Below are 21,989 nucleotides of genomic sequence, written 5' to 3' on the forward strand. Positions count from 1 at the left end.
GAGGAACGACTATGGCCACCACACGGATCACCGACCAGGACACCACTGCGGCACTCGCGCAGCGAGCAGCGGAACCGGCGATGACATTCGTCGACCCGCGACCGGGCACTCTCGTGCACACGACGATCGACTCACCACTCGGCCGGCTCCTGCTCACCTCCGATGGTCAGAGCCTGACCGGGCTCCACCTCGGTGACTTCGAACGCGTTCTCGAATATGCGCAGCTGAAGACGGGTGCGAAGGCGGAGGAAGCCGATGATCACGAGGTGTTCCGCCGGACCACAGCTCAGTTGGGGGAGTACTTCGCGGGTTCGCGGAGAGTCTTCGACCTTCCGCTGGCACCCAGCGGAACGGAATTCCAGCAGGCGGTGTGGCAGGCGCTGACGACGATTCCCTACGGATCGACCGCGGGCTACGGCGAGCTCGCCGGATGGCTGGGACGGCCGCTGGCCGCACGCGCGGTGGGGGGAGCCAACGGAAAGAACCCGATCAGCATCATCGTTCCCTGCCACCGGGTGATCGGGGCCAACGGCACGATGACCGGCTACGCCTGGGGCGAGAACAGCAAACATGACCTCCTCGAGCTCGAAGCCGGTCGCCGTTCGTTCTGAGGGAGCATCGGCGGGTCCGTCAGCGGATCACCGGGAACACGAGGTGGGTCACGCGGTCCCCGGGGACGCAGACCGTCGGATTGTCGAGCAGGACCTCTGAGGAGAGCCCACCGAAGAACGGTCGGTTGCCTTCGCCCATCACCACCGGTACGAGGTCCACGGCAACTTCGTCGAGCAGTCCCAGCTCGAGGCACTGCCTGGCAATGGTCCCGCCGGCGACGGCGACGTCGCGGTCGCCCGCGAGCTGCCGAGCTTGCGCGATCGCGGTCTCCACTCCGTCGGTGACGAAGGAGAATGGCGCATCGGGATGTTCGGCCACCCAGTCCTTCGGGATCTGATGGGTGACGACGACGATGGGGACATCCAGGGTGTGTCGCCCCTGCCATCCCTGAGCGACGTCGAACAGCGTACGGCCGCAGACCAAGGCCCCGATCGAGGACACCCAGTTCCGCCAATGCTCCGAACTGGCAGGGGTGAGGTGGACCGTGAAGTCACCGGCCGGGGTGGGACTGGCGACCTCGCCGTTCTGCAGCCAGTCGAACAGGTGGCCGATGGAGTTGTCCTGTTTGGCGACGTATCCGTCGAGAGACATGATCGCCTGGGCTTGCACTTTTCCCATGAGAACTTCCCCCCTCAATCGTGCAGTGAGCGACGGACTCGACGATGGTGCGCCCCGGTCGCCGTGGGAGTGATTCTACGCCCGGGAGTCGGCGTCGCACTCGGCACGATCGTCGATTGCCCGCGGGTCGGCGATCGCTGTATGGTCAGCGCATGTTCTGCGTGATCTGCGGCTGCTCCGGTCCGAAGGGTGAGCGATGACCGGCATGGCGACGGACTCGGCGCGCATCGCGGTGCTGCGCCGGAGGATCAGAGCGGTCGTGGCGATCACGATCACCTGGAACGTCATCGAAGCCGTGGTCGCGCTCGTCGCGGGCGGCATCGCCTCATCCGCGGCACTGATCGGGTTCGGTCTGGATTCGATCGTCGAGGTGCTCTCTGCGGCGGCGGTGGCCTGGCAGTTCTCCGCCCGCGATCCGGATCGCCGGGAGAGGACCGCGTTGCGGGTGATCGCCGTGTCGTTCTTCGCCCTCGCCGCCTATGTCAGCGTCGACGCGATTCTCTCACTCACAGGACAGCGGGAACCCGGGCATTCGGGTCTGGGGATCGCGATTGCGGCACTCAGCTTGGTCGTGATGCCCGTGCTCAGCTGGTTCGAGCGCCGGACGGGGCGCGAACTCGGCTCGGCCTCGGCGATCGCCGACTCCAAGCAGACCCTCATCTGCGCGTATCTGTCGGCGGCACTGCTGGCCGGGCTGCTGCTCAACAGCCTGCTCGGTTGGGCGTGGGCGGATTCCCTGGCCGCACTCGTCATCGCGGGCTTCGCCGTGCGGGAGGGAATCGAGGCGTGGCGAGGCGACGCCTGCTGCGCGGCTCCGGTGTCCCTGCTGACAGGGGAGCGCGCCTCCGACTCCTGTGACGACGGGCCCTGCGCCTCCGACTCTTGCGGAGACGGGTCCTGCGAGGACGGACACCGCCACTGACTGCGGATGCACCGGTGCGGAGGACGCACAGCGACCATGTCTCGCTTAGAGTGGTCGAGTGACTGCAACGCTCGTGGCCCAGGGCCTCGCGGGAGGGTACGCCCACCGCACACTCTTCGACGGACTCGACCTGACGGTCGCCCCGGGTGATGTGATCGGCGTCGTCGGTGCCAACGGTGCGGGCAAGTCCACGCTCCTGCGCATCCTCGCCGGGACCGTCGCACCGCTGGCCGGCAGTGTCGCCCTCGCGCCGAGCGATGCGTTCGTCGGCTGGCTGCCGCAGGAGCACACACCGATCGACGCCGAAACCGTCGGCGCGTACGTTCAACGCCGCACCGGAGTCGCCGAGGCGACCTCGCGCCTCGACGCGGCATCGGCTGCCTTGGCCAATGCCGCTGACTCCGCACCCGGAGCCGCTGATCCTGCAGACGAGTACTCCGCGGCCCTCGACCGCTGGCTGGCCTCCGGGGCTGCCGACCTGGACGAACGCCTGCCCGCGGTCCTCGCAGATCTGGGTCTGTCAACTCTTTCCACCGACTCGCTCATGACCTCGCTCTCCGGCGGTCAGCGGGCGAGGGTCGCGCTTGCCGCTCTGCTCTGCTCGCGGTTCGACATCGTGCTCCTCGACGAACCCACCAACGACCTCGACCTCGACGGGCTCGCGCGACTCGAAGCGTTCGTGCAGGGTCTGCGCGGAGGTGTCGTCCTCGTCAGCCATGACCGCGAATTCCTCGCCCGCTCCGTCACACGGGTGCTCGAACTCGACCTCGCGCAGGGGTCGAACCGCGTGTACGGCGGAGGCTACGAGGCGTACCTCGAGGAGCGGGCGACACTGCGACGGCAGGCCCGTGAGGACTACGAGGAGTTCGCCGCGAAGAAGTCCGACCTCGTCGGGCGTGCCCGGACGCAGCGCGAATGGTCGAGCAAAGGGGTGCGCAATGCGATGCGCAAGAACCCTGACAACGACAAGATCCGCCGCAAGGCCTCGACCGATTCGACCGAGAAGCAGGCGCAGAAGGTCCGTCGCATGGAAAGCCGGATCGCCCGGCTCGACGAGGTCGAAGAGCCGCGCAAGGAATGGCATCTGGAGTTCACGATCGGCAGGGCACCCCGGTCGAGTGGCGTCGTCGCAATCCTCAACGAGGCGGTGGCGAGACAGGGGGATTTCACGCTCGGCCCAGTGTCGCTGCAGGTCGATGCGGGGGAGCGGATCGGGATCACGGGGCCCAACGGGGCAGGGAAGTCGACGCTGCTTCGGCTGCTCCTCGGCGAGCGCGAGCCGGATGCCGGATCGGCGAGCCTGGGCAGCTCGGTGGCGGTCGGTCAGATCGATCAAGCACGCACCCTCCTGAGCGGGTCGGCGGTGCTGGCGGTCGCCTTCGAAGGACTCGTGCCCGAATACACTGCCTCCGAGGTGCGCACCCTGCTGGCGAAATTCGGTCTCAGAGCCGATCACGTGCTCCGGCCCCTCGACGCGCTCTCGCCCGGTGAGCGCACCCGTGCCGGTCTCGCTCTGCTCCAGGCCCGCGGCGTCAACGTGCTCGTGCTCGATGAACCGACGAACCACCTGGACCTCGAGGCCATCGAGCAGCTCGAAGAGGCACTCGACGCCTACGAGGGGACGCTCCTGCTCGTCACACACGACCGGCGGATGCTCGAGAACGTGTGCCTCGAGCGCCGTTGGCTTGTCGAGGATGGGCAGGTCGTCGACCGCATCGTCTGACGGTGGGTCGGCACGATCTCAGTCCTGCTCCGTCTCAGCGGAAACCGCGGAGGTTCGCGGTCGAGCAAGCCCGTCGCGAGATGTGAAAACTGCAATGACTTGTGGCTGTCAGAATGATCTCCGCCTGTTCGCGCGAGGGGCTATCGGATTTCTTCCTGCCGATTTCACTTTTCCTGCAGCCAACGTCCCAGGGTGGCAGAGATTGAGCAGATCTTTCACGCCGGAATCGATGCCTGGAGGCGTGGCATCATCGACCCCCTGGGCAGGTGAGCGCGGTGACCGCAATGACAATGACCCCACCGCAAATGAGCGAAGGGCCCTGGTCATCGACCAGAGCCCTTCTCGCGGTGGAGGTAAGGGGATTCGAACCCCTGACCTTCTCCATGCCATGGAGACGCGCTACCAACTGCGCCATACCCCCGCTTGCCTGATCAATATTACTCAGAAGCGACGCTCGGACCAAATCGGAATGCAGTGACGCTCGACACACGGGCTCATCCCTCCCGAGCGGCCTCCGCATGATCTCCATCGACGACAGTCACCTCCGGTGACCACCGGTACGGTTGGGTCGACAGGAGCGCGCCGAGGCTGCGACGGAGTCGTGAGACCTCCGCCCGTACGGTGGTCACGTGGTCCTCGTCCCCGTAGAGGAACCGGCTCAGATCCTTCGCGGTCAACCCATGCTGCCCGGCCCGAGTGATCTTCTCGACGATCTGCCGATGTCGACGTGTGAGGGGAACGATGAGAGCACCGTCTGCGGAGTCGACCTGGACCGAAGTGGAACCGGGAATCAGCGTCACGGTGATCTGGGTTGCTCCGTCAGGGCGAAGCAGCCATCCGCCCTCGATCCTCTCAGGCAGGCACAGACCCGCTCCAGGCAGATGGATCGCCCGGTCGGACCTCGGCGCCTCGACCCGATCACGGCCGAGCACGCCGTGGGCAAGAGCGACCCAACCGTCGTCGTCGACGACCATCGCCGGTCCCGAGCTGCCGGCGAGCACCGTCGCATAACGGGACCGCAGTCTCATCAGAGTCTCCTGGTGATGAATCTGCAGGCGCGCCTCGGCGAGGCGAACGGCTGTCGTGACCAGGGCCTGCACCGTCGGCTGCAACGCGAGGGCGGGGCCGCTGATGTCGACGACGCCCAACAGTGAGCCGTCACCGGGATCGTGGACGGGTACGGCGCTGCAGAACCAGGGGTGCTGCGAGGTCTCGAAGTGCTCGGCGGAGAACAGCTGAACAGGAGCCTCTTCGGCCAGAGCGGTGCCGATCGCGTTCGTCCCTACGACGGACTCCCGCCAATGGGCGCCTTCGACGAATCCGAGGCCATCGGCCTTCCTGCGGGCAGTCACGGCACCGTCGCGCCACAGGATCACGCCCTCGGCATCGGTGATGACGAGAATGAGATCCGAGGAGTCGGGAAGCTGCAGCAGCGTCTGGATGAGCTCGCCGACGATGAGTCGCAGCTTGCACGAGCGTCGCCTCGCCTCGACCTCGGCGGGCCCGGACACCACTCGTGCGTTTCTGCCGTCCGGATCGATGCCGAGATCGATCGCTCTGTTCCAGGACCGAGCGACTACCGACCGCGGACCAGTCGGCGGAGACTGTCCTGATACCACGGCACCGTGGATGCGTGCGAGGCTCTTCGCCATCGCAGCCAGATCTCTGACGGGCATGGCAATCAGTATAGGCAGTCAGAAGTGACCTCAGACACAATGCAACCCGATGCAACCCTGTCGCCTCACCTCGCGTGTTCGTAACGTGTGAATCACACAGCTCAACGAAGAGGAGTGACATGACTGCCACACAGGAACACACCCGGACGGACGTCGACGTCGTGGGCGGGAGCCCCGACGAGGTCGCCAGGGGATGGCTGGGCGCATTCGAAACCGCTCTGCGCGAACGCGACATCGAGTCAGCCGCCGGGCTGTTCGCAGCGACCAGCTTCTGGCGCGATCTCGTCTCCTTCTCCTGGAACCTGACCACGGTGGAGAACCGGGAGGGAGTCCGCGACCTGCTCGAGAACACCCTGGAGGGAACCGACCCCGCAGGATTCGAGCTGAGCGAACCGGCAGAGACGACCGACGGCACCACGACCGCCTGGTTCACCTTCCGCACCGCTCTGGGCACCGGCAAGGGGCTCGTCCGTCTCATCGACGAGAACGGCCCACGTGCGTGGACATTCCTGACATCGCTGCAGGAACTCACCGGTCACGAAGAGCCCCGCGGCCACCGGCGCCCCGCCGGTGCCGAACACGGCGTCGACCCGAACCGGAAGACCTGGTCGGAGAAGCGAGCCGAAGAAGAAGCGGCATGGGGTCGCGACGTTCAGCCCTACACCCTCATCATCGGCGGGGGACAGGGAGGAATCGCCCTCGGCGCCCGGCTGCGGCAGCTCGGCGTGCCGGCACTCGTCATCGACCGGTGGAACAGGCCCGGCGACCAGTGGCGCTCACGGTACAAGTCGCTGTGCCTGCACGACCCCGTCTGGTACGACCACCTGCCTTATCTGAAGTTCCCCGACAACTGGCCCGTCTTCGCCCCCAAGGACAAGATCGCCGATTGGCTCGAGGCCTACACGAAGATCATGGAGGTGCCGTATTGGTCGGCGACGACCGCGAGGAGCGCCCAGTTCGACGACGCCACCGGTCAGTGGACGGTCGTGCTGGACCGGGACGGTGAGGAAGTCACTCTCCACCCGACCCAGTTGGTTCTGGCGACCGGGATGTCGGGCAAGCCGAACGTGCCGAAGTTCCCCGGCCAGGACGTGTACCGAGGCGAACAGCAGCACTCCTCCCAACATCCCGGCCCTGATGCGTACGCAGGCAAGAAGGTCGTCGTCATCGGCAGCAACAACTCCGCCTTCGACATCTGCGGCGCCCTCTACGAGCATGGAGCCGACGTGACGATGGTCCAGCGCTCCAGCACCCACATCGTCAAGAGCGACTCCCTCATGGACATCGGACTCGGCGACCTCTACTCGGAGCGCGCCCTGGAGGCGGGGGTGACCACCGAGAAGGCTGATCTGATCTTCGCCTCCCTGCCCTACCGGATCATGCACGAATTCCAGATCCCGCTGTACGAGAAGATCAAAGAGCGCGACAAGGACTTCTACGACCGACTCGAGGCCGCCGGATTCGACCTGGACTTCGGCGACGACGGCTCCGGCCTCTTCCTCAAGTACCTCCGCCGAGGCTCGGGTTACTACATCGACGTCGGAGCCGCGGAACTCGTCGCCGACGGCAAGGTGAAGCTCGCCAAGGGACAGGTCGACCACCTGACCGAGGATTCGGTAGTGCTGACCGACGGCACCGAGCTGGAGGCGGATCTCATCGTCTATGCCACCGGCTATGGGTCGATGAATGGCTGGGCCGCGGATCTCATCAGCCAGGAGGTCGCCGACAGAGTCGGCAAGTGTTGGGGACTGGGCTCGGACACCACGAAGGACCCCGGGCCCTGGGAAGGCGAGCAGCGCAATATGTGGAAGCCGACCCGGCAGGAGAACCTGTGGTTCCACGGCGGGAACCTCCATCAGTCCCGCCACTACTCTCTGTACCTGGCCCTCCAGCTCAAGGCGCGTTGGGAGGGGCTGGAGACTCCGGTATATGGGATGGCGGAAGTCCATCATCTGAGTTGACATGAGCCTTGCCGGCGAGGCCGGCTGAGCGTGGCGGCGAGGTCAGCTGAGCCACCTGGGCCGGCAGACGCGGGCTGAGGCCGGTTCCGAACCCAGGAGAACGGGTCCGGAATCGGCCTCCCACCGTGAAGGATCTGCCGGTGCGATGCTTGCGCTGCCGAGACCTCTACAGGATCTGTCGGACCTCGGAGAGGTAGCGATCGACGTCGTGTTCGCGCTGCTCCGCCGTCGCTTCCGCATGCGCGAGACGGCGGAGGTCAGACAGACGCCTCACGTTCGCGCTGACGGTCATCGGGTCGGCCGTTGCTTCGGGCCGCCTGGCCCACTCGATGAGCTTCAAGCCGGTGCTCAGGGCGAGGCGGCGGGGGATGGTGAATGGGAATGTCGTGGACAAAGCTCTTCCTTATTGTTTTCGGGCAGGGAAGACCTGCTAATGCGGGGCGGGGGAAACCCCGGCCGTCGAAATGCTCTAACCGCGAAGCGGCGCAACGGAAATCAGCGCGCAGGGTTGAGCGGTGATGTTCGGAAAGCGAATACTGCGAACGTCGTCGTTCTGCGAAATCGCCGAAATCGTCCCGATGCCGAATGCGGACTGAGCAGTCAGCGAGGAGTCGACCACCGGATGTGCAGTCGGTGACAACGGTGGGGATGTGCGGCGGGATCTGTGTCAGACGACCGATCGGCGTGCGCCTCGATCGGTGGAGAAAGACTGATGGTGCGGCTGATTGTCAGCCGACGAGTCCTCTTCCGCCAATCGAAGGGGCAGCGATCGGGCAACAGTCGATTCTCGGCGTCAGTGTTGACAACATGCCGGGCTCCCTTCGTGATTGCGGATCGTGGTCGAGCGGCGTCAGCGCTCGGGGACTTCTCAAGTGCAATTCCAGGCTGCGAATCCGTGATTGCGTGAACAATCTAACATGCCCACGGTGTTTTCGGGAGTTCTGTTCAGAAGAAAGTGAACTCAATTCGTCCGCATTCTCACATTTGGTCCGACCGTGTGTGACTCGAGGGCGTTCGGCTGACCCCGTAGAATTCCGATCAGAATCGCAGATCGAATGGGAGAAGACAATGTCACAGGCTGCTGCCTCCACCCGTCGCCGACTCATCGTCGGATACATCGCCACCGATCGGGGTCGCGACGCCATCGCCTTGGCGATCTCGCTGGCGCGGTCGGCCGACGTCGAGCTCATCGTCACGATCGTGCGGCCGGAGACCTCGACGTTCAATGCGGCGAACGCGTTCCCTGCCGACGGCAGCGGCATCGTGGGACAGCAGCTCGAGGACTGGCTCGACGAAGCTCTGGCGCTGATTCCGGATGACGTCAGTGCCCGTGGCGTCATCCACGCCAGTGCCAACGAGTCCAAGGGCCTGATCGAGGTCGCCGAGGCGGAGGAGGCGGATGCGATCGTCATCGGCGCCCGTGCCGCGTCCCTGATGCGTCAGGTCCGGATCGGCACCGTCGCGTCCTCGCTGCTGCAGTCCTCTCATGTTCCCGTCGTGCTGGCGCCGGCCGGGAAGTCGGACATCGGTCCGGTCACCCGGGTCACGACCCTCTTCGGGGCACGTCCCGGCGCGGCTGCTCTCATCGGCTCGGCGGTGAGGTCGGCATATTCGCTCGGTGTGGATCTGCGACTGCTGTCTCTGATCGAGAATGACGGCCTCGCCGAGGACGAAGTCGCCGAGGTGACCGAATTCGCCGAGGAGTACGGGGGAGCAGTCCTCGCGAAGCGTGCATCCGATCTGTTCGAGTCGGGTCGTGCCACCGTGAAGTCCCAGGCCGGTGCCGATATCGAGGAGGCGGCCGAGAGCGTCGATTGGCAGCCGGGAGAACTCGCCTTCATCGGCTCCTCCCGCCTCGGCCGCGGCGGCAAGGTCTTCATCGGAGCCCGGGCCCGACGGCTGCTGCGGGTGCTGCCGGTTCCCGTCGTGGTCGTGCCCCGGCGATCGACCGGACAGCTCTGAGGGTGCCGCTGTCACGAGCTCGCCGAGTGGATCTGGAGGTGGCGGGTCATCGCAGTCCGATCTGGGTCCACTCGCCGGATCCGATCAATGCCGGGGCGCCGGACCCCCGTCCCCTCCTGATGATCCACGGGTTCCGTGGCGACCATCACGGGATGGATCTCATCGCCGCGGCGGTGCGCGGCCGTGACGTCATCGTGCCGGATCTGCCGGGGTTCGGCGCCAGCGCGGCGCTGGCAGCGGGATTGACCCTGGAGAGCTACTGCGATCACCTCGATGCGCTGGCCGCCGAGGTGACCGACCGCTGGCAGGTCCCGCCGATCCTCGCCGGTCATTCCTTCGGCTCGATCCTCGTCGCCCACGCCGTGGCCAGGCGACGCGAGGAGGTGCCGGAGCTCATCCTCATCAATCCGATCACCTCCCCGGCGCTCGAGGGGTCGGCGAAGGCGATGACCGCGCTGACACGTCTCTACTACGCTCTCGGCGCGCGTCTGCCCGAAGCCTGGGGGCATCAGCTGCTGACGAACCCGCTGATCGTGCGGCTGATGAGCGAAGTGATGGCGACGACGCGGGACCGCGGTCTGCGCCGTTACATCCACGACCAGCACGCCCGCTACTTCTCCACGTTCAGTGATCGCGCGTCCCTGGCACAGGCCTTCGACGTCTCGGTCGGCCACACCGTCACCGAGGTGGCCGGGTCACTGTCGATGCCGACCCTTGTGATCGCCGGCGACAGGGACGCGATCGCACCGATCGCAGCCACCCGCGATTTCGTCGCCCGGCTGCCCGACCCCGCGTTGGTGGAACTGGCCGGGGTCGGTCACCTGGTGCACTACGAGCGGCCCGAAGAGAGCGCCTCGTCGATCATGGCGTTCTGCCGTGGCAGGGACTGAGCGAACGCGGCTCGGTCTGCCGCGCGAGGCGCGGCACCGCTGAGCGCAGACAAAGAGAAGGGCCGATGCGAATACTCGCATCGGCCCTTCTGCAGTGCAGGGAGGATCAGGGACGGGGGTCCTTGGTCCAGGTGTAGATCATCGGCAGGAGGAACGCGAAGCTGGCGATGAGCAGTCCGGCCCAGAAGACCCAGAACTCGGTGCCCACGGGAGCGGAGAACGACCATCCGAACAGGTAGAGGCCGACCACGAACAGGGCGAGGGAGACGACGAAGACGATGATGTCAACCGGCGTCAATGAGGGCTTCGGTCGCTTCGCGACGGGATGGGACATGTTCTCCTCCGACGATCGAGAGAGTGCAGTTGGACACGTTGGCCACAGTCTACATGCTGTAGAGAAGATTCCCCGTCAGAGGCGTTCAGTGTCCTTCTCCGGCACCAGCCATCCGAGTAGCGCCGAGACGACGGAGACGATCACGGCTGCGAGGATCGCCGAGAAGAAGAACGAATCGATCGTGAACCGAAACGGTGTGAAGCCGCTCAGCCAGCTGGTCAGCGCCAGCATGACGGCGTTGATGATGATCGAGAACAGACCCAGGGTGAGGCAGGTGACGGGAGCCGAGATCAGGGACAGGATCGGCTTGATGAACGCGTTCGCCAGACCGAAGATCAGCCCGACCACCAGGTAGGAGATGATGGTCGCGGGGATGGTCCCGGTCTGCTCCTCGACAAGGCGGTTGCCTTCGATGGCGACCCCGGGCAGGATCCATGAGGCGGCCCAGATCGCACAGGCGTTGACGACGACTCGGGAGAGGAAATTCATGCCTGCATCGTTTCAGATCGATCTGCGTTCTCACTGAGTCGCAATTGGGAATGAGCTGGTCGGCGGTAGGGTTGGACCTGCAGAAGCTTGAAGTGTGCATCTTCCGAGTGATTCGATCCAGGTCACCACGGCGGCACTGAATCCCGCGGATGAGCGCGGGTAGAAACTGGATTGAGATGACCCGCACCACAAACCTCCCGGTCTCCGTGACCAAGTCCGAAACCCTGCTCTCCGTCGTCGGGCGCAGCTATTTCCCCATCGCGTTCATGGCCAGGCTTCCCTATGCCATGGTCGTCATCGGAGTGCTCACCCTCGTCGTCGCCGGCCGAGGCTCACTGAGCCTCGGCGGCATCAACTCCGCCATGGTCGGTTTGGGCACCGCGATCTTCGGGTCCTTCATCGGAGCGGCCGCCGACCGCTGGGGCCAGCGACCGGTCCTGCTCGTCGTCGGCGCTCTCAACTGCCTCGCCCTCATCTTCATGGCGTGGGTCGTCTACTCGCCATTGGCCGACTGGGTGGTTCTGGCAGCGGCCTTCGCAATCGGCGCCACCGCACCGCAGGTTGCCCCCATGTCGCGCTCACGCCTCGTCGAGATCATCCTCTCGGCACTGCCCGGCCGCCGCCAGCCCAAGGTCCTCAACGGCACCATGGCCTATGAGTCAGCCGCAGACGAAGTCGTGTTCGTCTTCGGTCCATTCCTCGTCGGCCTCCTCGCCACAGCCTTCCACCCCATTGCCCCGGTCCTCGGCGCCGTCGTCATGACCCTGATCTTCGTCACCTCCTTCGCCCTTCATCCCACCGGTCGGGTGCGCCGGACGTCGACCACCGACGGTCCGGCCCAGGCGCCGGCTGCGGACCTGTTCACCTTCGGGATCCTCGTCATCGTGCTCGGGGTCCTCGGCATCGGCATGGTATTCGGTTCGACGCTGACCGCCCTGACCTCCCTGACGAACGACCTCGGCCATCCTGAGCAGGCGGGACTGATCTACGGGATCATGGGCATCGGCTCGGCCGTGCTCGCGATCGCGGTCGCTCTCTTCTCACCGCGCTTCGCGCTCTGGGCACGATGGCTGTGCTTCGCGCCGCTGATGCTCGCCGGAGCGGTCCTCATGTCCGTGGCAGGTGGCATGCCCGTCACGGTCATCGCGCTGCTGCTGATGGGCTGCGCGGTCGGCCCGACCCTGGTCACCCTGTTCAGCCTGGCCGCCGATCGCAGTCCGCGGGGTCGATCGGCGACCGTGATGTCGATGGTCGGCTCCGCGATCATCGTCGGCCAGTCGCTGGCCTCGGCGGTCAACGGCATCCTCGCCGAGGAGGCGGGAACGGAGGCGGCGATGATGGTGCCGATGGCGGCTTCCGCCCTTGTCGTCGTCGCCGGTCTGCTCAACCTCCTGGCCGGCGCCAGGGCTCGCAGAAGAGATCTGGTTCACACCTAGATTCCACCGATTGGGACAGCGCGTTCCAGCCTCGTGCGCATGTGACTGCACTGCTGACTGGGGAGTAGGATCACCGCTTGGTCAATGTGAACTGCGTCAATGTTGGTGAGTTCGCACGTCGCAACGGAAAGCACGATATGTCTGTAAGCACCTCGAAAACCAGCGAGGAAATGCGGAACGACACCCGGTTCTTCGGGCATCCCCTCCCGCTCATGCAACTGTTCAGCCTGGAATTGTGGGAGCGCTTCTCCTACTACGGCATGAACGGCATCCTTGCCCTCTACCTCTACTTCCAGGTCTCGGAAGGCGGACTGGGCATGTCCCAGCCGACCGCGATCGGCATCGTCGGCGCCTACGGCGGCGCTGTCTTCCTCGCCACCATCCTCGGAGCGTGGATCGCCGACCGGGTGGCCGGCGCCGAGCGAGTCCTCTTCTACTCCGCGATCATCATCATGGCAGGCCACATCTGCCTGGCCTTCGTGCCCGGTTACGCGGGAGTGGCCGGGGGCCTCATCCTCGTGGCCCTGGGTTCCGGAGGTCTCAAGGCCAACGCCTCGGCCCTCGTCGGCGAGCTCTACGAGGAGAAGGATCCGCGCCGGGACTCCGGCTTCACGATCTTCTACATGGGTGTCAACATCGGTGCCCTGCTTGGGCCGCTGATCACCGGACTGCTGCAGAAGGAGATCGGCTTCCACGTCGGCTTCGGCGCCGCCGCCGTCGGCATGGCCCTGGGCCTCGCCATCTACGCCACGGCGCGCAAGGCTCTGCCCGAGGAATCGCGCCACCCGGTCAACCCGCTGCCGCAGTCGAAGCTGGTCCTCTTCTTCGCCGCCATCGTCCTCGTCGTCGTGATTGTCGTCATCGCGTGGATGACCGGCGTGGTCAACCCCGACAACCTCGCCTGGTGGACAGCTGGAATCTCCGCCGGTGCCGCCGCCTGCTATTTCGCCGTCATGATGACCAGCCCGCAGGCGAACGCCGAGGAGCGCTCCCGGGTGCTCGCCTTCATCCCGTTCTTCGTCACCTCGGTGGTGTTCTGGTCGCTGTACCAGCAGGTCTTCGGTGTGCTCACGGCATACTCAGACACTCAGCTCAACCGCACGATCCTCGGGTGGGAGTTCCCGATCAACTGGATCCAGCTGATCCCGGCGCTGTTCGTCATCATCTTCGCCCCGGTCTTCGCCACGGTCTGGATGAAGCTGGGAGTGCGGCAGATCTCGACACCGGTCAAGGCGGGCCTGTCGCTCGTCATCATCGGCATCGCCTACCTGCTGTTCCTGCCGTTCGCCACCGCCGGGGCCAACCAGACACCGCTGCTGTGGGTCATGCTCATCATGATGCTGTTCGTCTTCGCCGAACTCCTCATCTCGCCGGTCGGCCTGTCCTTTTCGACGAAGGTCGCCCCGAAGGTGTTCCAGTCGCAGATGATCGCCTTCTTCTTCCTCTCCTCGGGAGTCGGCACCGCCCTGTCCGGTGTGCTCGGCGGCTACTACAACGCGGCGAACCAGGTTCCCTACTGGACTGCTTTGGGCTTCGCCTCGATCATCCTCGGCCTGCTCGCCCTGACGTTGACCAAGCCGATGCTGAAAGCGCTGCGCGGAGTGCGCTGAGGCCCGGGCCCGGTCGCGAACCGCTCGGGTCCGCACTGCCGCCCTGTCTGCCGGAGATCGTCCGGTCAGCAGGGCGGCATTCGTGTCAGAACCAGGGGAAGATCCAGCGCAGCTGGGGGTGGTGGGCGGCGACGATCGTGAGGAACACGATCGCGTCGAAGAGCAGATGAACGGCGATCGTGTAGGGCAGTGACTTCGTCCGGGTGAAGATGAACGCCTGCATCAGGGCGAAGGGGATCGTCAGCAGCGGGCCGACCGAGCGGTAGCCGAGCTCCCACAGGAAGGCGACGAAGATGATCGATGTCACGACGTTCGCGCTCCAGAACTCGAAGTGCTTGCGCAGGAGGGCGAAGACCGTGCAGATGAAGAACAGCTCGTCCCAGATGCCCACGGCGTTGACGCCGAAGAACAGGCGGACGATCTCATGCCACTCGGTCACCGGCGGCCAGTTGCGATAGACCCCGGTGCCCATGAAGTACACCGGCAGGATCAGCCAGGCGACGATGATGACGAACAGCAGCCACGACCACTCGAGCCGCGACCAGCGCTGACCCTTTCGACGGGGAAACACGATCGTGTCATCACCGAACCAGTGCCTGGTGACCAGCCACGGGCCGATGACGACGGCGGAGAGGACGGCACCCATCCGGGCGATGTTCGTCCACGAGATGTCGGCCTCGACGGAGATCGACGAGATCAGGGCCAGACAGGCGGCGATGATGGTGAGGTCGCGCCCGAACTCCCGTTGTGCCCACCAGGCCACGAGGACGGACACGAGCATCGGCACATATCCGAGCGGGCGCCAGTGGGGTGCTGAGGTGCCGATGCCGAAGAGCACGACGGCGGCAGCGGCGAGGAGCAGCGCGGCGCAGCCGGGCCACGAGACGATGCCGAAGCGCCGACTCGATCCCCTGTCCGCTGCGAGGTCCTTGTCCACGTTCTCACCCTAGAGCACCGCGACCCGGGAACGGAGCTTCTCGAGACGGTAAAAAAGCAGGTCACCTCGTAGGATCGGGGGAGGACTGGAAGGAGCTCCGTGGAACCCGAAGATTATGATCGCCTGCTCGCCGAGCTGGCGTCGAGCGTGCACTCGGAAGTCGTGACGCTCGAGACGGCGGCAGGACGACGCTGTGCCCACGACGTGAGTGCGCGGCAACCAGTCCCGCGGTTCCCCACCTCGGCGATGGACGGGTTCGCCCTCGACGCCACCGCGCTGAGAGCGGCGCAGGCGGGGGAGGACGTGCGAGTCGGCGGGGATGTGCCCGCCGGCCACCCCGCGCCCGGGCTCGTTCCGGGCAGCGCACTGCGGGTGATGACAGGCGCGCATGTGCCCGACGGCGCCGAGGTGGTCATCCCGGTCGAATTCACCGACGCCGATCCGACGGGGGAGCCGCCGGCCACCATCCGGGTCTCGGACCTGCCCGAGACCGCCGGGCACGGCTGGAACATCCGTGCGATCGGGGAGGACACGAACGTCGGCGACCTCATCCTCGGCGCCGGGGATCGGATCACCGATGCCGGGGTCGGGACGCTGGCGATGCTCGGCATCAGCGCCCTCGATGTGATCCGTCCGCTCGAGGTCGGGCTCATCGTCACCGGTGACGAACTGCGGCCCGAGCAGTTCGTCACCGCCGATGAGCAGGCCGAGAACCCGGCGGCGCTGATCCACAACTCGAACCTCCCGATGCTCGCGACAGCGGTCCGCGAATCCGGAGGCATCGCCCACCCGCGCGTATGCGACGACGATCCGGAGAGGTTCTCACGACTCCTTGAGGAACTCGCCGGCCAGGTCGACCTGATCATCACCACCGGGGGGATCAGCCAGGGTGCCTATGAAGTCGTCCGGACGGCGCTGGAAGGATCGCACTCGACGTTCGGCCGGGTCGCGATGAGACCGGGCGGACCGCAGGGGCACGGCCGGTTCCACGGGACCCCTCTCCTGCACTTCCCGGGCACACCAGCCGCCGCGTACCTGTCGTTCCACCTCTTCGCCCGCACGTTCTTCGACGGTCGCGCCCTGGCCGAGCGGTGGCGGAAGGCGGTATTCACCGGCGCGGACCTGATCGGCCACCGGCGCGGGGTGTCGCTGCTGCCCGGGCGATACACCTCCACCGGCGAGATCGAAGCTGCGGAGTGGGCCCGGTTGCGCGATTTCGCTCGCGCCGAGGCCATCATCCGAGTGCCCGCGGCCCCGGGGAGAGTGCAGGCGGGTGACGTCATCGAGGTGCTCCACAGCTGAGGGGCGCGTGCTGGGGAGTGGAGGCGCGAGCTGGGTCACGAGCTCTAGACTGGAGGACATGTCACCCCTGACCGCCGCTCAACGGCAGCGCTACGCCCGTCAGATCCGTCTGTCCGGATTCGGCGCGGATGCCCAAGGGGCTCTGCTGCGTTCTCATGTCCTTGTCATCGGCGCCGGCGGGCTGGGCGCACCGGTGCTCACCTACCTGGCGGCGGCCGGGGTCGGTCGGATCAGCATCGTCGACCCCGACGTCATCGAGCTGAGCAATCTCCACCGCCAGTTCATCCACTCCGAGGACGGCGTGGGCAGACGCAAGGTCGACTCCGCTCGGGAGCGGCTGACCCAGCTCAACTCGACGATCGAGATCATCACCCACCCCACTCTGCTCACCCCCGACAACGCCCTCGAGCTCGTCCGCGAAGCCGATATCGTCGTCGATGGCAGCGACAACTTCGCCACCCGCTACCTCGCCAACGACGCCTGCGAGATCTTGAGAAAACCGCTGGTGTGGGGCACCATCCTCGGCTTCAACGGTCAGATCGCCGTCTTCGACACGGACCGAGGAGCCACCCTGCGGGACCTCTACCCGGTCGTCCCCGCACCCGGTTCGGTGCCCGACTGCGCGACCGCAGGCGTCCTCGGGGCACTGTGCGGGAGCATCGGAGCCGCCATGGCGATGGAGACGATCAAGGTCCTCGCCGGAATCGGGACTCCGCTCTACAACGCGGTGTCGATCCACGACAGCCTCACCGCCTCCTGGGAGACGGTCCCCGTCGGACGCCATCCCGGGAGAGAGGCGGTGACGGACCTGCGCAGTCACCTCGGTGACTATGGTCTCGACGGTGTGTCCGACAGCGGCGAGCGCGGATCCGAGAGTTCCGGCGGCCCGACCGGCGACGGCGAGGCGACAACAGGGGTGGAACCCAGTCCTCGGGTGCTGACCTGGGCTGAGATCGCGGACGGCACCGACCTCATCGACATCAGGGAGGCCGCCGAGGTGTCGGCCGGCATGGTCCCGGGTGCGGAGCACGTGCCGCTGGACGAGCTCCTCGACCGCCCCGAACGCATCGCCGGACGCACCTCGGTGGCCCTCTACTGCCGGTCCGGAGTCCGCTCGGCAAAGGCCTGCGCAGCTCTGCGGGCGCAAGGGTACGAGGTCCACTCGGTTTCCGGCGGATACCTCGCGTACCTCTCCCAGCCCTGACGCTCAGTCGCCGGCTCCCACCCGGGGCCAACCGCCGGCATCTCCGGAAAGTGCCGAATCAGGGCTCAGCAGCGGCAGTTCTCAACGGCCAGAACTCGTTCTGACGCCCACTCGGGATAGACAGCGGCAGTTCTCAGCGACCAGAACCCGTTCTGACGCCCAGAAATTGAGGGCCGCATTGCAAATGGTGAGAAGAAGTGAATCCGGCAAGATTTTGTTGTTGTCGGATTCACTTCTCCTCACCGGTGCCAGCCGACCAGCCGACAAGCCAACCGACAAGCCGATCCAGGCCAGCCGACCCAGCGGGCCAGCCCAGCCAGCCGGCTCACCGGCTCTGACGCTCGGCCGCCGTGGGAGATCAGCCGCCGGCGAAGGGTGGGAGCACGTCGACGGTGTCGCCGTCGGTCAAGGGCTGATCGCGGTCGGTGGCGGCGATGGAGTTGACGAGGAAGCTCGAACGGGAGAGCACTGTCGCTGCCTCCGGGTTCGCTGCCTCGGTGAGTGAGCTGATCACCTCGGCGAGGGACTCACCTGCGACGGACTGTTCCTTCGTTCCGAAGGCTTCTCGCGCGGCGGCGAAGAAGCGGACGCTGACCTGTGGCACTTATCCTCCGATGGCACTCATGGGTCGTTGGGGCTGTTCGAAATCGTCGGAATCCATGCCGTGACCGGCCAGCTTCGCCCAGTGCGCGCCCTTCCACAGATTCGCGATCGCCTCGTCGTCGGCGCCGGCGCGCATAGCGGAGAGGAGGTCGACCTCGGTGCGGGAGAACAGGCAAGTGCGGACCCGGCCCTCGGCGGTCAGACGGGTGCGGGTGCAGTCGGCGCAGAACGGGCGCGTCACCGAGGCGATGATGCCGACGTCGCCGAGGATGGTCTCGGGCTCCTCGCGGCGGGCGACGAGGAACTTCTCCGCGGGTGCGCCCCCGCGGGGAGCGGAATCCGGGGTGAGGACGAAGCGGGGTTCGAGCAGGGCGAAGATGTCCGCCGCCGTGATCATGGAGGTGCGCTGCCAGGAGTGCCCGGCATCGAGCGGCATCTGCTCGATGAAGCGCAGACGCAGGTCCCTCTCGAGGCACCACTGCAGGAGGTCGGGGGCCTGGTGGTCATTGACACCCGGCAGCAGGACGGCGTTGATCTTCACCGGGTCGAGGCCTGCGTCCTGGGCGCCCCTGATGCCGGCGAGGACCCGGTCGAGGAACGGTCTGCGGGTGATCTGGGTGAATGTGTCCGCATCGACGGTGTCGAGGGAGACGTTGATCCGGTCGAGGCCGGCGGCCTTGAGCTTCGCAGCCCGGTTGTCGAGGCCGATCGCGTTCGTCGTCAGAGCGATGTTGGGCCGCGGCGTGAGTGCAGCCACGCCGGCGATGATGTCGGTGATGTCCTTGCGGGTCAACGGCTCACCACCGGTGAACCGGACCTGGTCGACGCCGAACTTCTCGACGCCGATGCGCACGAACCGGATGATCTCCTCGGCGGTCATCGCCGAGTCCCGGGACATGAACTCCACACCTTCCTCGGGCATGCAGTAGCTGCAGCGGAGATTGCAGAAGTCCGTCAGGGACACGCGCAGATCGCGAGCGCGACGCCCGAACGTGTCGAGCAGCGAGTCCTCCTGATGAGCGGTGAACGCGTCGCCGGGGTCGACGGTCGGCGTTCTCGGCATCGGGGTCGGCAAGCTGATCCTGCCCATTCGCGTCCACCTCCTTGATGAAGTCACCTTGGATAGTATCGTCCCATGACCACTCCCATCATGCACCGGGAACGTGTGCGCGAGCTGATCTCCCCTCTGTGTGAGACGCAGACCCTGCGCCTCACGGAACTGCTCGAGCATCCGCGTCGCCTCGCGTCCGACGTCCGATCCCCGGTCGACGTGCCCGGCTTCGACAACTCGAGCATGGATGGATATGCACTGTCGGCAGAGACTCTGAGCCGTGCCCGGGGCCCGATTCCCGTGTGCGGTCGGGTCGCCGCCGGATCCCAGGGCGCAGAGGTGGCTCCGGGGACCGCCGTCGAGATCATGACGGGTGCGCCCCTGCCGCCGGGAGCCGAACTGGTCGTGCCCATCGAGGCCACCGAACCCGGTCGTTTCGAGGCCCCCGAGATCACGGTCACCGCGGACGTCGCCCTCGGCGCCTATGTGCGCAGGCTCGGCAGCGACGTCACCGCCGGCACCACCGTGCTCAGTGCCGGCGCGCTGCTGACACCGGCCCGCCTCGGCGTGGCGGCCGCCTGCGGAGTGGCTGAGCTTCCGGTTCGGGGTCTGCCCAGGATCCTCCTGGTCAGCACCGGCGATGAGGTCGTCGAGGACGGTCCGTCCGATACCGGCGATCCGGGTGTCCCCGGTGGTTCGTCCGACTCGGGCAGTGCGAATGCGGCGAGGATCCACGACGCGAACGCGATCACGCTGGCCGCACACTTACGCCGCCTCGGCGCGCAGGTCGACACGCTCACGGTTCCCGACGTTCCCGAACTCCTGCTCGAGAAGGTCGGGGCTTGCGAGGCCGACCTCGTCGTGTCCACCGGTGGCATCTCCAAGGGTGCCCATGAGGTCGTCAAGCTCGCCGCCGAGATCGACGACTCCGCCGCCATGGACTTCACCGTGGTGGCGATGCAGCCCGGAGGCCCGCAGGGCTGCGGCCGGCTGGCCGGCCGGCCCTGGGTGGCCCTGCCCGGCAATCCGGTCAGCGCCCTGATCAGCTTCGAGATGTTCCTCCGCCCGGCGCTGCTGGGCTTTGACGTCGACGAGGACCCGCGGCCCGTCGAGCATCATCGCCTGCCGGGAGGACTCGACGAGGCTCCGCCCAGTGGGAAGCTGCAGATCCGGCGGGCCGTGCTCACCGACGCCGGTCTCGAACTCGTCGGCGGCTCCCGCTCTCACCTGCTCCACAGCTACGCTCAGAGCACGCATCTCGTGTTCGTTCCGTCACGTGAGACCGGATCCCAGGACTCAGGCTCGGACTACGCCGGGGCCGGGACTGGAGCGGACGATATGCTGAAGACTTGGAGGATCGAATGACACTTTCGCACATCGACGACACCGGTGCCGCCCACATGGTCGACGTCGGGGACAAGGACGTGACCAAGCGTCGCGCCGTGGCGACCGCGACCATCACGACCCGCCCCGAGGTCATCGACATGATCGCCGAGGCGGGCCTGCCCAAAGGCGACGCCCTGCCCGTGGCCCGCATCGCCGGGGTGATGGGGGCCAAGCGGACCTCCGACCTCATCCCGCTGTGCCACCCTCTGCCGCTGACCGGAATCGACGTCGAATTCGAACTCTCCGAGGACGCCGTGCGCATCCGGGGTGCAGTCAAGACCGTTTCGAAGACCGGGGTGGAGATGGAGGCGCTGACCGCCGTGTCGGTCGCGGCCCTGACGATCTTCGACATGATCAAAGCCGTCGACAACAGGGCCGTCATCGGCGACATCAAAGTCATCGAGAAATCGGGCGGGCGCAGCGGTGACTGGAGTCGTGAGGGATGAGCGTCGTGCGCACCGGGATCGTCGAGACCCCGATCAGCACCGCCGAGCTCGAACCGCTCGTCGCCACCGAGGAATGCGGCGCCGTGGTCAGCTTCTCCGGTGTCATCCGTGACCACGACGGGGGTCGCTCTGTGGTTCGCCTCAACTATGAGTCCCATCCGGTGGCTCCCGATCAGCTCGCCGAGGTGGCCGCCGACATCGCGGGCCGTCACCCTCAGGTGCGCCTGGCCGTCGTCCACCGGGTCGGCGATCTGAGCATCGGGGACGTGGCGCTTGCCGCAGTCGCTGCCTCGGCGCACCGAGCCGAGTCCTTCGCCGCCTGCTCCGAGCTCGTCGACGAGGTGAAGGAGCGGGTGGCGATCTGGAAGCATCAGCACTTCGCCGACGGTGACGACGAATGGGTGGGTGCCCTCGAGTGAGCAGTCTGCGCATCGCCGAGGCTGCTCGCTATCTCGGCGTCAGCGATGACACGCTGCGACGCTGGATCGCCGACGGCAGGCTCACCGGAAGCCGGGACTCCTCGAATCGCGTCGTCGTCGACGGCCGCGAACTGGCCGCAGTCGCCGCCGCGAACGCGGATGCCCTCGATGATCCCTCGGGTGTCCTCAGCTCGGCCCGCAACCGCTTCACCGGGCTCGTCACCGAGGTCGTCATCGACGGCGTCATGGCCCAGGTCAGCCTCCAATGCGGGCCCTTCCGGGTGGTGTCCCTGATGTCGGCCGAGGCGTGCCGCCAATTGGAGCTCGAGCCCGGCCGTGTCGCCACCGCCTCGGTGAAGGCGACGATGGTTTCGATCGACACTCCGACGAGCTGACGCTCCAGCCGCG

At 66.4% G+C, this 21,989-nt stretch carries 22 protein-coding genes and 1 tRNA gene; 14 read left to right on the forward strand and 9 right to left on the reverse strand.

Annotation, left to right across the window (positions count from 1 at the left end; genetic code table 11):
- Nucleotides 1-11 precede the first annotated feature (11 nt).
- A complete protein-coding gene (locus tag RIT73_RS09195; protein ID WP_309131772.1) occupies nucleotides 12-611 on the forward strand; it encodes a methylated-DNA--[protein]-cysteine S-methyltransferase in 600 nt (199 codons plus the stop codon).
- Between the two features lie 19 nt (nucleotides 612-630).
- Here the strand turns inward: RIT73_RS09195 and RIT73_RS09200 are convergent, their stop codons facing one another.
- Nucleotides 631-1,230: a dihydrofolate reductase family protein gene (locus tag RIT73_RS09200; RefSeq protein WP_309131773.1), complete on the reverse strand. Its 600-nt coding sequence runs from the start codon at nucleotides 1,228-1,230 to the stop codon at nucleotides 631-633.
- 196 nt (nucleotides 1,231-1,426) lie between these two features.
- On the opposite strand from RIT73_RS09200, the gene RIT73_RS09205 reads away from it, so the two are divergent.
- A complete protein-coding gene (locus RIT73_RS09205) occupies nucleotides 1,427-2,152 on the forward strand; it encodes a cation transporter (protein ID WP_309131774.1) in 726 nt (241 codons plus the stop codon).
- A gap of 58 nt (nucleotides 2,153-2,210) precedes the next feature.
- Nucleotides 2,211-3,875, forward strand: coding sequence for an ABC-F family ATP-binding cassette domain-containing protein (locus tag RIT73_RS09210; protein WP_309131775.1), 1,665 nt, complete (start codon nucleotides 2,211-2,213; stop codon nucleotides 3,873-3,875).
- Between the two features lie 348 nt (nucleotides 3,876-4,223).
- Here RIT73_RS09210 and RIT73_RS09215 read toward each other — a convergent pair.
- Both RIT73_RS09215 and RIT73_RS09220 read right to left on the reverse strand, forming a co-directional pair.
- Nucleotides 4,224-4,296: transfer RNA gene (locus RIT73_RS09215), tRNA-Ala, on the reverse strand.
- A gap of 73 nt (nucleotides 4,297-4,369) precedes the next feature.
- Nucleotides 4,370-5,551: a GAF domain-containing protein gene (locus tag RIT73_RS09220; protein WP_309131776.1), complete on the reverse strand. Its 1,182-nt coding sequence runs from the start codon at nucleotides 5,549-5,551 to the stop codon at nucleotides 4,370-4,372.
- 119 nt (nucleotides 5,552-5,670) lie between these two features.
- Here RIT73_RS09220 and RIT73_RS09225 point away from each other — a divergent pair, with 119 nt between their 5' ends.
- Nucleotides 5,671-7,512: an NAD(P)/FAD-dependent oxidoreductase gene (locus tag RIT73_RS09225; RefSeq protein ID WP_309131777.1), complete on the forward strand. Its 1,842-nt coding sequence runs from the start codon at nucleotides 5,671-5,673 to the stop codon at nucleotides 7,510-7,512.
- A gap of 166 nt (nucleotides 7,513-7,678) precedes the next feature.
- Here the strand turns inward: RIT73_RS09225 and RIT73_RS09230 are convergent, their stop codons facing one another.
- A complete protein-coding gene (locus RIT73_RS09230; RefSeq protein ID WP_309131778.1) occupies nucleotides 7,679-7,906 on the reverse strand; it encodes a hypothetical protein in 228 nt (75 codons plus the stop codon).
- A 674-nt stretch (nucleotides 7,907-8,580) separates the two neighbouring features.
- Here RIT73_RS09230 and RIT73_RS09235 point away from each other — a divergent pair.
- Both RIT73_RS09235 and RIT73_RS09240 read left to right on the forward strand, forming a co-directional pair.
- Entirely contained in the window at nucleotides 8,581-9,474 is an 894-nt protein-coding gene (locus RIT73_RS09235) for a universal stress protein (RefSeq protein ID WP_309131779.1), read from the forward strand.
- Between the two features lie 38 nt (nucleotides 9,475-9,512).
- Entirely contained in the window at nucleotides 9,513-10,364 is an 852-nt protein-coding gene (locus tag RIT73_RS09240) for an alpha/beta hydrolase (RefSeq protein WP_309131780.1), read from the forward strand.
- 106 nt (nucleotides 10,365-10,470) lie between these two features.
- Here RIT73_RS09240 and RIT73_RS09245 read toward each other — a convergent pair whose 3' ends face one another.
- Together RIT73_RS09245 and RIT73_RS09250 are read right to left on the reverse strand one after the other, a co-directional pair.
- A complete protein-coding gene (locus RIT73_RS09245; protein ID WP_309131781.1) occupies nucleotides 10,471-10,698 on the reverse strand; it encodes a hypothetical protein in 228 nt (75 codons plus the stop codon).
- A 75-nt stretch (nucleotides 10,699-10,773) separates the two neighbouring features.
- Entirely contained in the window at nucleotides 10,774-11,187 is a 414-nt protein-coding gene (locus tag RIT73_RS09250; protein WP_309131782.1) for a phage holin family protein, read from the reverse strand.
- 176 nt (nucleotides 11,188-11,363) lie between these two features.
- Between RIT73_RS09250 and RIT73_RS09255 the strand changes: the two genes are divergently transcribed.
- A complete protein-coding gene (locus tag RIT73_RS09255; RefSeq protein ID WP_309131783.1) occupies nucleotides 11,364-12,623 on the forward strand; it encodes an MFS transporter in 1,260 nt (419 codons plus the stop codon).
- A 137-nt stretch (nucleotides 12,624-12,760) separates the two neighbouring features.
- A complete protein-coding gene (locus RIT73_RS09260; RefSeq protein ID WP_309131784.1) occupies nucleotides 12,761-14,233 on the forward strand; it encodes an oligopeptide:H+ symporter in 1,473 nt (490 codons plus the stop codon).
- Between the two features lie 85 nt (nucleotides 14,234-14,318).
- On the opposite strand, the gene RIT73_RS09265 is transcribed toward RIT73_RS09260, so the two are convergent.
- The gene (locus RIT73_RS09265; protein WP_309131785.1) at nucleotides 14,319-15,170 is read right to left on the reverse strand and encodes a type II CAAX endopeptidase family protein; all 852 of its coding nucleotides are present in this window, start codon (nucleotides 15,168-15,170) and stop codon (nucleotides 14,319-14,321) included.
- 99 nt (nucleotides 15,171-15,269) lie between these two features.
- On the opposite strand from RIT73_RS09265, the gene RIT73_RS09270 reads away from it, so the two are divergent.
- Both RIT73_RS09270 and RIT73_RS09275 read left to right on the forward strand, forming a co-directional pair.
- Nucleotides 15,270-16,472, forward strand: coding sequence for a molybdopterin molybdotransferase MoeA (locus tag RIT73_RS09270; protein ID WP_309131786.1), 1,203 nt, complete (start codon nucleotides 15,270-15,272; stop codon nucleotides 16,470-16,472).
- Between the two features lie 58 nt (nucleotides 16,473-16,530).
- Nucleotides 16,531-17,676 carry a ThiF family adenylyltransferase gene (locus RIT73_RS09275; protein ID WP_309131787.1) on the forward strand — a complete coding sequence of 382 codons (1,146 nt, stop codon included), beginning with the start codon at nucleotides 16,531-16,533 and terminating at the stop codon, nucleotides 17,674-17,676.
- Nucleotides 17,677-18,034: 358 nt separating this feature from the next.
- On the opposite strand, the gene RIT73_RS09280 is transcribed toward RIT73_RS09275, so the two are convergent.
- Both RIT73_RS09280 and moaA read right to left on the reverse strand, forming a co-directional pair.
- Nucleotides 18,035-18,280, reverse strand: a complete 246-nt coding sequence (locus RIT73_RS09280) for a MoaD/ThiS family protein (RefSeq protein WP_309131788.1) — start codon at nucleotides 18,278-18,280, stop codon at nucleotides 18,035-18,037.
- Entirely contained in the window at nucleotides 18,281-19,369 is a 1,089-nt protein-coding gene (gene moaA, locus RIT73_RS09285; protein WP_309131789.1) for a GTP 3',8-cyclase MoaA, read from the reverse strand.
- Nucleotides 19,370-19,414: 45 nt separating this feature from the next.
- Between moaA and RIT73_RS09290 the strand changes: the two genes are divergently transcribed.
- From RIT73_RS09290 to RIT73_RS09305, 4 genes are read left to right on the forward strand one after another with little or no spacing between them, the layout of a single operon-like run.
- A complete protein-coding gene (locus RIT73_RS09290; RefSeq protein ID WP_309131790.1) occupies nucleotides 19,415-20,695 on the forward strand; it encodes a molybdopterin molybdotransferase MoeA in 1,281 nt (426 codons plus the stop codon).
- Entirely contained in the window at nucleotides 20,692-21,162 is a 471-nt protein-coding gene (moaC, locus tag RIT73_RS09295) for a cyclic pyranopterin monophosphate synthase MoaC (protein WP_309131791.1), read from the forward strand. The genes RIT73_RS09290 and moaC overlap by 4 nt, the downstream gene beginning before the upstream one ends.
- Nucleotides 21,159-21,581, forward strand: coding sequence for a molybdenum cofactor biosynthesis protein MoaE (locus tag RIT73_RS09300; RefSeq protein ID WP_309131792.1), 423 nt, complete (start codon nucleotides 21,159-21,161; stop codon nucleotides 21,579-21,581). Before moaC ends, RIT73_RS09300 begins: the two co-directional genes overlap by 4 nt.
- Nucleotides 21,578-21,976: a TOBE domain-containing protein gene (locus RIT73_RS09305; protein WP_309131793.1), complete on the forward strand. Its 399-nt coding sequence runs from the start codon at nucleotides 21,578-21,580 to the stop codon at nucleotides 21,974-21,976. Before RIT73_RS09300 ends, RIT73_RS09305 begins: the two co-directional genes overlap by 4 nt.
- Nucleotides 21,977-21,989: the final 13 nt, after the last annotated feature.

The organism is Brevibacterium sp., assembly GCF_031179145.1.
GTDB lineage: Bacteria > Actinomycetota > Actinomycetes > Actinomycetales > Brevibacteriaceae > Brevibacterium.

What these genes read in the sequence shown, in the direction of transcription:
- RIT73_RS09225 (WP_309131777.1), top strand. Translation starts at nt 5,671, where the DNA reads ATGACTGCCACACAGGAACACACCCGGACGGACGTCGACGTCGTGGGC.
- RIT73_RS09235 (WP_309131779.1), top strand. Translation starts at nt 8,581, where the DNA reads ATGTCACAGGCTGCTGCCTCCACCCGTCGCCGACTCATCGTCGGATAC.
- RIT73_RS09200 (WP_309131773.1), bottom strand. Translation starts at nt 1,230, where the DNA reads ATGGGAAAAGTGCAAGCCCAGGCGATCATGTCTCTCGACGGATACGTC.
- RIT73_RS09250 (WP_309131782.1), bottom strand. Translation starts at nt 11,187, where the DNA reads ATGAATTTCCTCTCCCGAGTCGTCGTCAACGCCTGTGCGATCTGGGCC.
- RIT73_RS09255 (WP_309131783.1), top strand. Translation starts at nt 11,364, where the DNA reads ATGACCCGCACCACAAACCTCCCGGTCTCCGTGACCAAGTCCGAAACC.
- RIT73_RS09275 (WP_309131787.1), top strand. Translation starts at nt 16,531, where the DNA reads ATGTCACCCCTGACCGCCGCTCAACGGCAGCGCTACGCCCGTCAGATC.
- RIT73_RS09290 (WP_309131790.1), top strand. Translation starts at nt 19,415, where the DNA reads ATGACCACTCCCATCATGCACCGGGAACGTGTGCGCGAGCTGATCTCC.
- RIT73_RS09195 (WP_309131772.1), top strand. Translation starts at nt 12, where the DNA reads ATGGCCACCACACGGATCACCGACCAGGACACCACTGCGGCACTCGCG.
- RIT73_RS09300 (WP_309131792.1), top strand. Translation starts at nt 21,159, where the DNA reads ATGAGCGTCGTGCGCACCGGGATCGTCGAGACCCCGATCAGCACCGCC.
- RIT73_RS09260 (WP_309131784.1), top strand. Translation starts at nt 12,761, where the DNA reads ATGTCTGTAAGCACCTCGAAAACCAGCGAGGAAATGCGGAACGACACC.
- RIT73_RS09245 (WP_309131781.1), bottom strand. Translation starts at nt 10,698, where the DNA reads ATGTCCCATCCCGTCGCGAAGCGACCGAAGCCCTCATTGACGCCGGTT.
- moaC (WP_309131791.1), top strand. Translation starts at nt 20,692, where the DNA reads ATGACACTTTCGCACATCGACGACACCGGTGCCGCCCACATGGTCGAC.
- moaA (WP_309131789.1), bottom strand. Translation starts at nt 19,369, where the DNA reads ATGGGCAGGATCAGCTTGCCGACCCCGATGCCGAGAACGCCGACCGTC.
- RIT73_RS09220 (WP_309131776.1), bottom strand. Translation starts at nt 5,551, where the DNA reads ATGCCCGTCAGAGATCTGGCTGCGATGGCGAAGAGCCTCGCACGCATC.
- RIT73_RS09205 (WP_309131774.1), top strand. Translation starts at nt 1,427, where the DNA reads ATGACCGGCATGGCGACGGACTCGGCGCGCATCGCGGTGCTGCGCCGG.